The following is a 13175-nucleotide window of genomic DNA, read 5'->3' as shown; positions in this document are numbered from 1 at the left end:
CCCCCCCCCAACGGTCGGCTGTCTCGCCGGAAAGGACGAACCTCAGATCCAGCCCTGGCGGCGGGCGATCGCGACCGCCTCGTGCCGGTTCGCGGCCTGCAGCTTCGCCTGCGCGCTGGAGAGGTAGTTGCGCACGGTGCCCTCGGCCAGATGCGCGCGGCGGGCGATCTGCTCGATCGCCGCGCCATCTGCGGCGAACTCGAGCACGTCCGCCTCGCGCGGGGTGAGCGGCGAGTCGCCGGAGGAGATCGTCTCCGCCGCGAGCTCGGGGTCGATCACTCGGCGCCCGGCGGCGACCGAGCGCACCGCCCGGGCCAGCTGATCGGCCGAGGTGGTCTTCGGCAGGAATCCCAGCACGCCCTGGGCCAGGGCACGCTTCAGATAGCCGGGCCGGGCGTGCGAGGTGAGGATCAGGCAGCGCGTGGCGGGGGAGACCTCGCCGATCCGGCTGGCCAGCTCGAGGCCGTCACCGTCGGGCAGCTGCAGGTCCAGCACGGCGACATCCGGCTGCTCCGCCTGCGCCAGGCGCACACCGTCCGCGACCGTCGCCGCCTCTCCGCGCACGTCGAGGTCGTCCTCGAGGGAGAGCATCGTGGCGAGCGCTGAACGGATCAGGTTCTCGTCATCGACGAGGATCACGCGCAGCGCGGCGGCAGCGGGACCGGAGTGCGCAGACGTGGCAGCAGATGCAGCAGGGACGGGGTCGGGGATCATCGGGTGCCTCCTGCGGCATCGAAGCGGACGTCGAGGGTGAAGGTGCCGCGCTCGCGGTGGATGCTCAGCGCGGAGTCGGTGCCGAGGCGCTCACGCATCCCGGTCAGCCCGCTGCCCTCGTGGACGTCGTCGTCGCCCGGGGCGCCGTCGTTGACCAGCGTGACACCGCCGGAGGTGAGGGTGATCGTCACGACGGAAGGGTTCGCGTGGCGCAGGATGTTGGTGCCGCCCTCACGCAGCACCCAGGCGGCGGTGCCTGCGTGCGGTGCTGGGATGTCGTCCGCCTCGCCGTGGATCGTGACCTCAGCATGAGCTGAGCGCAGCAGCGAGGCGGTGCCGCGCAGCTCGGTGGCCAGATCCGCCTCACGGTAGCCGCGCACCAGGCCGCGGATCTCGGCCAGCGAGGTGCGGGCGATCTGGGCGACCTCGCGACTGTGCTCCACCGCGCGGGGATCCTCCCGCTCGGTGAGCTGCGCGACCAGCTCGGCCTTCACCGCGATCACGGACAGGTCCCGACCGGAGACGTCGTGCAGATCGCGGGCGAAGCGCAGGCGCTCCTCGGCGACGGCCAGCTGGGCCTGCGCCTGGCGGGCGTCATCGAGCTCGCGCACCATCGCCGCCAGCCACAGCGAGAGCCGAGTGGTGAGCACAGCCGCCACCATGAGGATTCCGGTGGGGAGGCTCGCCGGGAGGGAGCCCATCAGAAGCGCCGCCACCGCTGTGAACCCCAGGGTGAGGACGAGGCCGAACTCCCAACGCCACCGGATCGTCGCCGTGGTGACCAGCGCGGACAGCGAGAGGATCAACAAGCGGAGATCTCCGCCGCCGAGCAGCGTGGTCCCGGCGATCAGCGCCGACGGGGCTGCGGCGGCCACCAGCGACAGGTCGGAGGGGAGGGTCCCCACCTGACGGATGCCCCAGCGGTCCCGGGCGGTGGAGGCGTCGGCGGCGGCCCATGCCTCCATGGCGCGCCAGGCGGACCAGGCGGCGAGCGCGATCTGCCCGCACAGCGCCGCGGCGCTCAGCGGGGCGGCGGCGAAGGCGGCTGGGATCCGCAGGTCCAGGAACAGGGCGATACCCAGCGGGAGCAGCACCACCACCCCGACGACGGTCCAGGCCGTGTAGGCGTAGAACACGCTCCACTGGCGGCCGACGGTCGACTCCATGTCATTCCTCTCGCGGCCACCTTTCAGAAGGGCGGCCAGGTCGGGAGCCTATCGGCTCGAATCCGCTCAGACGATCGTGGCGAGGAACAGGCTGCCGAAGAGGCCGAACGCGATGCCCCAGGCGATGATCGAGATGCCCATCCACAGGTAGACCTTTCCGCGGGTGGCGCCGAGGGCCACCAGGGTCGGTCCCGTGATCTGGGAGGCGACCAGCAGCGGTCCCAGCAGGCTGACTCCCGGAACTCCGTACTTGTCCAGCGCGGCGGCGATCTTCGTGCGGAACCGCGAGGGCTTCACCCCGCGCTCCGCCTCGGCGCCGGGCCCCGCCTCGACACTGGGCGCCGCCTGGATCCCACCCCTGCGGCGGCTCCTGCCGTCGGTGACAGCGTCGCGGGCCCTGCCGGACAGGGCGATCACAGCGAAGGTGGAGATCAGGTTCCCGGCCACGGCGGCGGGGATCGCGATCGCCGGAGGGATGCCGAGCGCGGCGCCGAGGAAGCTGCCGAAGTAGCTCTCGATGAACGGGATCGCGCCGGCGGGCACGAGGGCGAGCACCTGCTGCCATGGCTCGAGGCCGGAGACGAGGGTGTGGAGCTGGGAGAGGAGGTCCTGGAACAAGAGATGTCCTTGTCTGGTGTCGCAGTGGCGGCGTGGTGTGGTGGGGGAGAGGTGCAGTGGGGAGGAGCGGGCTCAGCCGCGCGGTTCCCAGCGGAAGTGCTCGCGCACGATCAGGGCGCCGACGAGGGTCCAGCCGAGCAGGATCCCGGTCTGTCCGGCCATGAGCATCCACGCATCGGGGCCGGCGAGAGCGGCTCCGTCGGCGTCGATGCCCAGCCAGCCCAGCCGCACCAGCGCGGTGATGGGGGCGGAGGGGAGGAAGGTGATCAGCCGGGCCACCCAGTCGGGCAGGAGCTCGACGGGCAGGATGCCGCCGGCACCGATCATCAGGACCGCCATCGCGGGCAGCGAGGTGATCTGCGCGGATTCGACGGTGCGGGTGATGTTCGCGGTGACCAGGGCCAGCGGGACCAGCATGAGTGCGCCGAGACCCAGGCCGAGGACGAGCACCAGAGGGTTCTGGGGGAGCGGGAGATCCAGCAGCGGGATCGCGAGCGCCGTGGTGAGGACGATCATCACTGCGGCGAGCAGCAGTGCCGGGGTGGCCGTCGCGGCGAGCACCGTCGCGTCGGAGGCCTCGCCGGTGCGCAGGCGCTTCAGCACCAGGTCCTGGCGGCGGGCGACGTAGGACGAGAGCAGGTTGTAGTAGACGACGAACAGCAGCACGATCACGAACATCGTGCCGAGCACGCTGGCCAGGGCGGCCCCGGAGGCACCGTTCTGCGCGAGCGGCAGGAAGAAGAACGGCAGCGCGAGCGGCAGCAGGATGGCGGTGCCGAGCTGCATGCGATTGCGTCGCAGGAGGGAGAGCTCCGCGGCGGCGAGCCCCAGCAGGCGAGGAATGCGGCGGGGGCGCACGGGGGAGGCGGAGTGCGGGGAGCTGGTGAGGGGAGCGGACGCGAGGGCGGGTGAGGCAGTCATGATCATCCTTCGAGGGTGTGGGTGGAGCTGGCGATCTCGAGGAACACCGATTCGAGGCTGGCGGCGCGGGCATCGAGCCCGGTGAGTTCGACACCCGCGCCGCGTGCCCAGGTGAGCAGGGTGTGGAGGTCCTCATTGAGGGAGGTGGTGGACACCTCGAGGTGACCCTCGGGGCTGCGCAAGGCTTCACCGTGCACGGCGGGAAGCGCGGGGGCGCTCGCCGGGAGCGTGGCGCGGATCCGGGCGGCGTGCCCGGCGACGACGTCGGCGACCGTGCCCTCGCGCGCGATGCGTCCGCGGTGCATGATCGCGAGCCGGTCGGCGAGGGTCTCTGCTTCATCGAGGTAGTGCGTGGTCAGCACGATCGTGGTGCCGCGCGCCTTGAGGGAGGCGATGAGCTCCCAGGCCCGGGCCCGCGATTCCGGGTCCAGCCCGGTGGTGGGCTCGTCGAGGAACAGCAGCTCCGGGTCGCCGGCGATCGCGCAGGCGAGGTCGAGGCGACGCACCTCGCCGCCGGAGAGGGAGGAGATGCGGGTGCTGGCCCGGTCCGTGAGGTCGACGTCGGCCAGCACGTCCAGCACGGGGCGCGGGGTGCTCAGCGTCCTGCTCCACATGGTCAGCGCCTCGAGGGCGGTGAGGTCTGCGGGGAAGCCACCGGTCTGCAGCATGAGCCCCTGGCGGGGGCGTACGGCGCGCCGTTCACGGTAGGGGTCGTGACCGAATACGCTCACCGTGCCGGAGGTGGGTCGGGCCAGGCCCTCGAGCACCTCGAGCGTGGAGGTCTTCCCGGCGCCGTTCGTGCCCAGCAGGCCGAACAGCTCGCCGCGGCGAAGGGTGAGGTCCACACCATCGACGGCCAGGTAGGAGTCCCTGCCCCGCCCATATCGACGGCTGAGGCCGCGTGCCTCCAGCACGACGTCGGCGGCGGGATCGGCGGTCGGAGCGATGGCGGCGGGAGCGATGGACGCCTGGTCGGTGAGGCCGGGGCCCGACGCGGCGGGGCCGACGGGGAGGGGGTTCTGATCGAGGGTCGTCATCTCAGCGCCCTCCCGTCAGATCAGCGGCGTAGCCACGGGTGCGGAAGCCGACCACCAGTCGGACCCCCATGAAGAGGCCGACGACGGCGAACATGACGGCGGTGACGAGGGTCTCGGGCTGGAGCACCAGGACGATGAGCCCGACCAGAGCCAGGTTCGCGAACAGGGCGAGCAGCTCGCGGCCGAGGGTCGCGGAGGGGGTGAAGGCCATGAGGTCCATCAGGACGGATCGCTCGGAGGAGCGACCTGCGGAGCGGTCGGCGGGAGGGTCGGTGCGGTGTGTCGATGTCATGCCCCCACTCTCCCCAGAACCGGCTCCGGCCAGTAGGGCGCCACCTCACCGCCTGGAGTGGGAACGTCATGGCCCACCCATGAGAAATGTCAGACGAGGCTTCAGGAGGTCTCTACAGAGCCCCGGGCGTGACCTCCTCCACACACGGACCTGCAGGTCTGTGACGTTTGTTTCGCCATATGACGGGATGCTTCGGTGCATCCGGTCGCGGGTGCTGTACTGCCCTGGTGATCACTCTCGACAGCCTCACGAAGGTCTTCCCCGCACCCGGCGGCGGAGACCCCGTCGTCGCGCTCGACGGTATCGACCTCCACCTCGAGCCGGGCCGCGTGCACGGCATCGTCGGCCGCTCCGGTGCCGGCAAGTCCACCCTCATCCGCTGCCTGACCGGGCTGGAGAAGCCCAGCTCCGGGCGCGTCGAGGTGGACGGCACCGACATCGCCGCGCTGGAGGGTGCCGCCCTGCGCGCCGCCCGCCGCAACATCGGCATGGTCTTCCAGCACGCGAACCTGCTGGACTCCCGCACCGCCGCCCAGAACATCGCCCACCCGCTCGAGATCGCCGGCGTGCCCCGCGCGCAGCGTCAGCAGCGCGTGGCCGAGCTGGTCGAGCTGGTGGGCCTCACCGGGCGCGAGCACAACCACCCCGCGCAGCTCTCCGGCGGGCAGATCCAGCGCGTGGGCATCGCCCGCGGACTGGCCGCCGAGCCGAAGGTGCTGCTGTGCGACGAACCCACCAGCGCCCTGGATGGCTCCACCACCCGCCAGATCCTGCGCCTGATCAGTGACCTGCGTGAGCGCCTCGGCATCACCGTCGTGATCATCACCCACGAGATGGGGGTGGTGCGTGAGGTCTGCGACACCGTCACCCTGCTCCAGGACGGGCGGATCACCCAGACCGGTGACCTGCTCGACGTCGCCGCAGATCCCCACGGCCCGCTGAGCGCCGAGCTGATCCCGCTGCCGCCGGCGCCCACCGGCATCGACGCCCTAGTGGTGAACTGCGACTACGGGAACTCCGAGCGCTTCCGCACCACAGAGGACCTGATCCAGCTCGCCGAGACCTACGAGGCCGAGGCGACGCTCGTCGCCGGCACCATCGAGACCATCGGCGGCCGCCAGGTGGGTCGCGTGCAGCTCGCCCTGCGCAACAGCTCCGGCGCCGCGATCAGCGCCGAGGGGCTCGCCGCCTTCCTCACCGAGCTCGAGGCGGCCGGCGTGGTCGCGACGGAGGTGACCGCATGATCGAGATCCTGCAGGAGTGGCTGTCGAACCCGCTGCTGACCCGCTGGGACGGCGGCCCCTGGGAGGCCACTCTGGTCACCCTCTACATGACCGCCGTGACGATGCTGCTGACGGTGCTGCTGGGCCTGCCGCTGGGCATCGCCCTGTTCGAGACCGAAGGGTCCGCCTCCCCCCTGGTGCGCACGATCAACCAGGTCGTCGGCTTCGTGGTCAATGTGCTGCGCTCGTTCCCGTTCTTCATCCTGATCATCGCGCTGATCCCGGTCACCTCCGCGATCACCGGGCGCTCCACCGGCCCGAACGCCGCAATGATTGCCCTGACCATCGCCGCGGTGCCCTTCGCCGCCCGGCTGTTCGAGCTGAACCTGCGGGAGATCCCCGCCGGGAAGATCGAGGCGGTGCGGATGATGGGCGCGAGCCGCTGGCAGGTGATCCGCCAGGTGCTGATCCCCGAGGCGCTGCCCGGCATCATCGGCTCGATCACCACCACCACGATCGCCGTCATCGGCTACACCGCGATGGCCGGCTCCGTGAACTCCGGCGGTCTCGGCCAGCTCGCGTACAACCGCGGCTACACCGGCTACCAGACCGAGATGATCATCGTGACCGTCATCCTGCTGATCGCCATCGTGATCCTGGTGCAGATGCTCGGCTCCCGCCTCGCCCGCGCGGTCGACCACCGCGCCCGCACCGTCTGAACCCCACCCCACCGTCCTTGGAGGACCCCGCCATGAGCACCATCTCCCGCCGTACCCTGTTCGCCTCTGGCGCCGGCCTGGCCGCCCTCACCCTCGCCGCCTGCGGCGGGGAGGAGCAGGCCCCGCTGACCGAGGAGAGTGGCACCACCACGATCCGCATCGCCGCCACTCCCATGCCCCACATGGAGATCCTGACCTTCGTCAAGGACAACCTCGCCGCCGACGCCGGGCTCGAGCTCGACCTGCAGGAGCAGACCGAGTACCCGATCCCGAACCGCCTGCTCAGCGAGGGCGAGGTGGATGCGAACTTCTTCCAGCACCTGCCCTACCTCGAGACCGAGATCGCGGAGAACGGCTACGAGCTGACCCCCTTCGAGGGCGTGCACATCGAGCCGCTGGGCATCTTCTCCGAGTCGCTCACCAGCCTCGATCAGATCGAGGAGGGCGCCGCCGTCGGCGTTCCGAACGATCCCACCAACCGCGGCCGCGCCCTCGCCCTGCTCGCCTCCGAGGGCCTGCTGGCGCTCATGGACGGGATCGAGCCCACCGAGGCGACGATCGACAACATCGCCGAGAACCCGAAGCAGCTCGAGTTCAAGGAGATCGACGCGGCGCTGCTGCCCCGCACCCTGGGCGACTACGCGATCGCCGTGATCAACGGCAACTACGCCCTCGAGGCGGACCTCAGCCCCGCCGAGGACGCCCTCGCCCTCGAGTCCGGTGAGGACAACCCCTACGCCAACATGCTCGTGGTCCGCACCGAGGACGTCGAGAACGCGGCGTTGAAGAAGCTCGACGAGCTGCTCCACTCCGAGGACGTGCGCGCCTTCCTCGAGGAGACCTACTCCGGCGCAGTGATCCCTGCCTTCTGAGCGGGCCCTCTGAACCGGCCTTCTGCGCCAGCCGTCTGAGCCGACGAGGGGACGGCCGCTAGCCTGAGGAGATGACCTCCCAGGATCAGCCCCGTCCCCTTCTCGGCCGCCGCGCCCTGATCACCGGTGCGAGCCGTGGGATCGGAGCGGACATCGCCCGCGCCTTCGCGGCCGCCGGTGCCGATCTGGTCCTGAGCGCCCGCGACGCGTCCTCGCTCGAGGAGCCGGCCGCGCGGCTCGCCGAGGAGCACGGCATCGTCACCGCGGTGCTCGCTGCGGACCTCGCGGACCCCGACGTCCCCGACCGGCTCTGGGGCGAGGCCTCGGCCCTGATGGAGGGCCTGGACGTGCTGGTCAACAACGCCGGCCTCTCCCACCCCGAGTCGGTCGCAGCACTGGATACTGCGCACTTCGACGAGACCCTGCGGGTGAACCTGCGGGCCCCCGCCCTGCTCGCCGCCCGCGCCGGGGCGGCGATGGCGGCCTCCGGCGGCGGGGCGATCCTCACGATCGCCTCCGCCGCCGCGCTGCGTCCCCTAGCCGAGCACTACGCCTACTCGACCGCCAAGGCCGGGCTGGTCATGGCGACCCGCACCCTCGCTCTCGAGCTCGGCGAGCACGGCGTGCGCGCGAACTCGATCTGCCCCACCGTGGTGCTCACCGATATGGGGCGGACGGTGTGGGGCGAGCAGCCGGCCAAGGCCGCGCCGATGCTCGCCCGCATCCCGCTCTCCCGCTTCGCGCAGCCCCGCGAGGTCTCCGACGTCGCCGTCTGGCTCGCCTCTGACGCCGCCTCGATGATCAACGGTGCCGAGATCCCCGTCGACGGCGGGTACCTGGTCAGCTGACGAGTTCGGTCGCTCCGAGCTGATCCAGCAGCCAGGCGAGCTCGTCCGCGCGCTGCTCCCACTTGCGGTAGCGGCCCGAGCGGCCGCCGTGCCCGGCGACCATCTCGCAGCGGAACAGGATCGGGCGCTCGGCCTGATCGCTGGTGACGGTCTCGCGCAGGCGCGCCACCCACTTCGCGGGCTCCACGAAGAACACCCGGGTGTCGTTCAGCGAGGTCGAGGCGAAGATCGCCGGGTACTCCACCGCGGCGATGTTCTCGTACGGGGTGTACTCGCGCATGTACTCGTACACCGCCGGATCATGCAGCGGGTCGCCCCACTCCTCCCACTCGCCAACGGTCAGCGGCAGCGAGGGATCCAGGATCGTGGTCAGCGCGTCCACGAAGGGCACACCCGCGATCACCGCACGGAACTGCTCCGGGGCGAGGTTCGCGATGCCGCCCATGAGCAGGCCGCCGGCGCTGCGACCCTCGGCGGAGAGCCGGCCCGCAGCCACCAGGCCCGAGTCGGTGAGGTGCTTCGCGGCGGCCACGAAGTCGCTGAAGGAGTTCTTCTTCTCCAGCAGCTTGCCGTGCTCGTACCAGTCGCGGCCCATCTCGCCGCCGCCGCGCACATGCGCGATCGCGATGACCACTCCGCGGTCCAGCAGGGAGAGCCGGGTGGGGACGAACGACGGGTCGATCGAGACCTCGTAGGAGCCGTAGCCGTACAGGTAGCCCGCAGCGGTGCCGTCGGCGGGGACATCCCGTCGTGCCACCACGCTGAGCGGGATCGCGGTGCCGTCCTCGGCGCGTGCCCACTCGCGACGCTCGACGTACAGGGAGGGGTCGTAGTGCGGCACCGGGGTGACGCGCAGGACGGTGCTCTCGCCGCTGGCGAGGTCCCGTTCGGCGACGGTGGTGGGGGTGAGCATGCTGGTGAGCTGATAGCGCACCGTGCTCTGGTCCCAGTTCGGATTCGCGTCCAGCTCAACGGTGTCCAGCTCCCCGCCGTGGGTGATGTCGGCGGCCTCGGCGACCAGCAGCGACCCGTCGGCCGCCCGAGGGATCAGCCGTACGCTCGCGAGCCCGCCGCTGCGCAGCTCGAGAGCGACGAAGCTCGCGAAGGCCTCGACCGCGAGCAGGCGCTCACCGTCGGCCGCGACCAGCAGCTCCTCCCAGGCATCCGGCGCCGCGAGCGGCGCCTGGGCGAGGGCGAAGCCGCGGTGGCCGTCGTTGTGCACGATCAGGAGCCGGTCGCCGGCGTGCTCGACCCCGTAGTCCACCCCCTCGCGGCGCCCGCCTGCGGGCACGGGGGCCGCGGTCGGGTCGGTGAGGTCCAGCAGCCAGGCCTCGGTGGTGGAGGTGGAACCGGCCTGGATCACCAGGGTCGAACCGTCGCGCGAGCGGTCGAAGCCGATCATGAACCGCTCATCGGGTTCCTCGATGACCAGCACGTCCTCACTCGCGTCGGAGCCGATCCGGTGCCGCCAGATCTGGTGCTGGCGCCAGGAGTCGTCCACCCGGGCATAGAACAGCCACTGCTGATCGGCGGAGAAGGCGAGCCCGTAGCCGGCGCCCGTGACCGCCTCGTCGATGATCTCCCCGGAGGTGAGGTCCTTGACCCGGAGCGTGAAGCGTTCATCGCCTGCGGTGTCGACCGCCGAGGCGTAGAGGGTGTGGTCGGGGGACGGGGCCAGCCCGCCGAGCGAATAGAACTCGGCATCCTTGGCCTCGGCCTGCGCATCCAGGAGAACCTGCTCGCCCTCGAGCATCGCCCCCGGTTCGACCTGGGGCAGGGTGCCGGTATCGGCGACCCGCGTGAACTTCGGGTAATCATCGCCCGCCGTGGTGCGGGTGATGTACCACCAGTGGTCGCGGCGCACCGGCACGCTGAGGTCGGTCTCCTGGGTGTGGCCGATGAACTCCTCCACCAGCGTCGCACGCAGCCCCTCCAGATGGGCGGTGCGGGCATCGGCGTAGGCGTTCTCCGACTCGAGGTGGGCGATCACCTCGGGGTCGGTCTTCTCCCGCAGCCACTCATACGGATCCACCACGGTGTCGCCGTGAAAGGTCCGCTCGGTGGGGCGCTTGACGGGGGCGGGGGACGAAACGGGGGCGGTGGGGTGCTCCTTGGTCATTCCCCGAGGGTAGCCGCGCCCAGCTGGTCGAGGAGCCAGGCCACGCCTTCGACCCGGGGGTCGCCGGCGGAGCCCATGGTGGCGGTGGCGCGCAGCAGGATCGGTCGCAGGGCGGGATCGGAGGTGACCCGCTCGCGCAGCTGTGCGACCCAGATCGCGGCGCAGGCTGCCGGGACGTCCGTGCCCTCCAGCGCGGTCCAGGCGAAGATCGCCGGGTACTCGGTCTCACGGATGTTCTCCGCGGGGCTGTATCCGCGCAGGGAGCGATAGGTCGCCTCATCGCTCGCCGGATCGCCCCACTCCGCCCATTCCTCGAGCGTGAGCATCACCTCGGAATCCAGCAGGGTCTCCAGCGGATCCACCAGGGGGGTGCCGGCGACCACCGCCCGGAAGCGCTCCGGGGCACGGTTCGCCGCGGCGCCCACCAGCAGACCGCCGGCGCCGACGCCGACGGCACCCAGCCTGCCCTCGGCCGCCCAACCGGTCGCGACGAGATGATCCGCGCACGCCACGAAGTCGTCGAAGGAGTTGGCCTTGCTGAGCCCTCGGCCCTGGCGGTGCCAGTTCGGGCCCAGCTCGCCGCCGCCGCGCACGTGCGCCACGGCGATGACGACCCCGCGGTCCGCGACCGCCAGCGTCTCGAGCTGCAGGATCGGATCGACCGCGGTGCCGAAAGCTCCCTCGCCGTAGAGCAGGCAGGGGGCGGTGCCGTCGGCCGGGACGTCGCTCCGCGCGAACAGCGAGATCGGCACCCGGGTGCCGTCGGCCGAGGTCGCCCACAGCCGGCGCTCGACGTAGCGCGAGGCGTCGTAGCCGGGCAGATCGACGCGCAGCAGCTCGGTGCTGGCGCCGGTGTCCAGGTCGTGCTCGATGATCGTGGGCGGGGTGAGGAAGCTGTCCAGCCGGTAGCGCAGCGTCCGCTGATGCCAGTCCGGGGTGGGCTCCATGCTCACCGCATCCAGCTCGCCGCGGCGTCCCATCACATACATGCCGAGGATGTCGAGCGAGCCGTCGGGGCAGCGCGGAAGGATCCGCACCTCGGGGAGCCCGTCGCACCGCATCTGCAGGGCGACGGCGCCGGCGAAGGCCTCGACGGATTCGAAGTGCTCGCCGTCGCGAGCGGTCAGCAGCGCCGGCCCGCTCGGCAGCTTCCCCTCGGCGCCCAGAGGGACCTGGCGGAGAACGCTGCGGCGGCTCCCGCGCTCCTCGGTGATCACCAGCAGTCTGTCCCCGGCGTGCTCGACCACGGGATGCGCATTGCGGACCCGACCGGTCACCGAGCGTGGCGCTGTGCGGGGAGAGCTGAGGTCGACGAGCCACACCTCGCTGCCGGTCGGGGAGGAGGAGCGGATCAGCGCCGCGGAGCCGTCCCGTGCGCGGGACAGCGAGAGCTGTGCCCAATGGTCCCGTTCTTCGACCAGCACCGCGTCCTCCGCGGCCGGGGTGCCCAGCTGGTCGCAGAGGACCTGATGGCGGCGGCCGAGATCGTCGAGCCGAGTGTGCAGCAGGCTGCGGGAATCAGCCGAGAACACGAGATCCGGCCCGGCGCCGACGATCGAGCGGTCGACCTCCTCGCCGCTCTCGGCGTCGATGACGATGACGCGGCATCCGCCCAGCGAGGCCTCGGCCCTAGCGACCAGCCGATGGTCGGGAGAGATCGCGATGCCGATCGTCCCCACGCAGTCCTCGATCAGGATCTTCTCGCCGTCGAGAAGCCTGCCAGGGACGATCTGCGGGGTTCCGGAGGGGCCGCGCAGTGAGTCATGGTCCCGGACTCGGGAGAAGGTCGCGCCGTCGGCGGGATCTGCACGGTCGATGTACCACCAGCCGTCCAGCAGCACCGGGGCGGAGAGCTCGAGGTGGGGAGTGGGCTGATCGGTCCGGGCGGCGAGTTCGATGCGCAGCGCCTCGAGGTGGGCGGTGTGCTGGTCGGTGTACGCGTTCTCCGCCGCGAAATGGTCGATGACCTCGGGGGCGCGGGAATCACGGAGCCAGCGATAGGGGACGGGCGTGGTGTCGTCGAACAAGGTGCGTTCGAGGGCATGCGGGGCGGGGCGGGGCGGAGCGAAGGCGGATCTGTCCAGGGGGATGCGGGCGGAGTCCGTCGGGGAGACGGTGTGCTGAGTCATGGTGCGGCTTTCCTCTCGGGGTGGCCGTGTCGTCGAACTGCGTCACCCCACGGTCACGTCGGCCTCATGGATCGTGGTGTATCAGATGGCAGGCACCCTGCTGCGGCTCAGGGATCACGGGAACCGACGGCTCCGTCGCCGTACGGCATCGTGCAGGGTCGACTGCGCAGGGAGATCGGGTGCATGATGGAGCCACCCTTCACCGTGACGGTGGCTCGACGATGAGCCATCGTGGCCGGGGAGGGGTCGTAGCGCTGCGACCGGTTGAACTGGAGCTGCCGAGTGGCGAGCACACGGTGAGCCGGAGAGCCGCGCCAAGACGAGACTGCAAGATGCATCGCGCTCTGACCTTCCGTTCCACTCATTGCTGGGACTCGGGTGTGAGGTTCGTCATGAACGGTACGCTCAGGGTTTTAGAGGTTTGTAAGAAATGGTGAACGGCTGTCCGGACGAGCAGATTCGTCGAGGCCGGACGGAAGGTCCGAGAACGTCGGCGCGCAGAGGATGGGCGAGGAGG

At 71.0% G+C, this 13175-nt stretch carries 12 protein-coding genes; 4 read left to right on the top strand and 8 right to left on the bottom strand.

What is annotated here, in order from left to right; translation table 11 throughout:
* Positions 1-42: 42 nt before the first annotated feature.
* The 6 genes from ACT3SQ_RS08320 to ACT3SQ_RS08295 form a co-directional block, all read right to left on the bottom strand.
* Positions 43-714 (bottom strand): response regulator transcription factor, encoded by a 672-nt coding sequence (locus ACT3SQ_RS08320; protein ID WP_345081495.1) that lies wholly within the window; start codon positions 712-714, stop codon positions 43-45.
* Positions 711-1880 (bottom strand): sensor histidine kinase, encoded by a 1170-nt coding sequence (locus tag ACT3SQ_RS08315; protein ID WP_441443978.1) that lies wholly within the window; start codon positions 1878-1880, stop codon positions 711-713. Before ACT3SQ_RS08315 ends, ACT3SQ_RS08320 begins: the two co-directional genes overlap by 4 nt.
* A gap of 66 nt (positions 1881-1946) precedes the next feature.
* A complete protein-coding gene (locus ACT3SQ_RS08310) occupies positions 1947-2498 on the bottom strand; it encodes a hypothetical protein (RefSeq protein ID WP_441443979.1) in 552 nt (183 codons plus the stop codon).
* 72 nt (positions 2499-2570) lie between these two features.
* Positions 2571-3419, bottom strand: coding sequence for an ABC transporter permease (locus ACT3SQ_RS08305; RefSeq protein ID WP_441443980.1), 849 nt, complete (start codon positions 3417-3419; stop codon positions 2571-2573).
* A 2-nt stretch (positions 3420-3421) separates the two neighbouring features.
* The gene (locus tag ACT3SQ_RS08300; protein ID WP_441443981.1) at positions 3422-4456 is read right to left on the bottom strand and encodes an ABC transporter ATP-binding protein; all 1035 of its coding nucleotides are present in this window, start codon (positions 4454-4456) and stop codon (positions 3422-3424) included.
* Position 4457: 1 nt separating this feature from the next.
* Positions 4458-4748 carry a hypothetical protein gene (locus ACT3SQ_RS08295; RefSeq protein WP_441443982.1) on the bottom strand — a complete coding sequence of 97 codons (291 nt, stop codon included), beginning with the start codon at positions 4746-4748 and terminating at the stop codon, positions 4458-4460.
* 227 nt (positions 4749-4975) lie between these two features.
* Between ACT3SQ_RS08295 and ACT3SQ_RS08290 the strand changes: the two genes are divergently transcribed.
* From ACT3SQ_RS08290 to ACT3SQ_RS08275, 4 genes are all read left to right on the top strand, one after another.
* The gene (locus ACT3SQ_RS08290; RefSeq protein WP_441443983.1) at positions 4976-5992 is read left to right on the top strand and encodes a methionine ABC transporter ATP-binding protein; all 1017 of its coding nucleotides are present in this window, start codon (positions 4976-4978) and stop codon (positions 5990-5992) included.
* Entirely contained in the window at positions 5989-6690 is a 702-nt protein-coding gene (locus ACT3SQ_RS08285; RefSeq protein ID WP_442332041.1) for a methionine ABC transporter permease, read from the top strand. The genes ACT3SQ_RS08290 and ACT3SQ_RS08285 overlap by 4 nt, the downstream gene beginning before the upstream one ends.
* 32 nt (positions 6691-6722) lie before the next feature.
* Entirely contained in the window at positions 6723-7562 is an 840-nt protein-coding gene (locus ACT3SQ_RS08280) for a MetQ/NlpA family ABC transporter substrate-binding protein (RefSeq protein WP_441443985.1), read from the top strand.
* A 71-nt stretch (positions 7563-7633) separates the two neighbouring features.
* Positions 7634-8410 carry an SDR family NAD(P)-dependent oxidoreductase gene (locus ACT3SQ_RS08275; protein WP_441443986.1) on the top strand — a complete coding sequence of 259 codons (777 nt, stop codon included), beginning with the start codon at positions 7634-7636 and terminating at the stop codon, positions 8408-8410.
* Here the strand turns inward: ACT3SQ_RS08275 and ACT3SQ_RS08270 are convergent.
* Complete coding sequence (locus ACT3SQ_RS08270) at positions 8403-10529, bottom strand: S9 family peptidase (protein ID WP_441443987.1); 2127 nt, start codon at positions 10527-10529, stop codon at positions 8403-8405. The genes ACT3SQ_RS08275 and ACT3SQ_RS08270 overlap by 8 nt on opposite strands.
* Complete coding sequence (locus ACT3SQ_RS08265) at positions 10526-12658, bottom strand: prolyl oligopeptidase family serine peptidase (RefSeq protein WP_441443988.1); 2133 nt, start codon at positions 12656-12658, stop codon at positions 10526-10528. The genes ACT3SQ_RS08270 and ACT3SQ_RS08265 overlap by 4 nt, the downstream gene beginning before the upstream one ends.
* Between the last annotated feature and the right edge of the window lie 517 nt (positions 12659-13175).

The organism is Brachybacterium sp. AOP42-C2-15, assembly GCF_052377065.1.
In the GTDB taxonomy this organism is placed as follows: Bacteria; Actinomycetota; Actinomycetes; order Actinomycetales; family Dermabacteraceae; genus Brachybacterium.
Note: the sequence above shows the minus strand (reverse complement) of the source record. Positions and strands in the feature narration are given on the sequence as shown.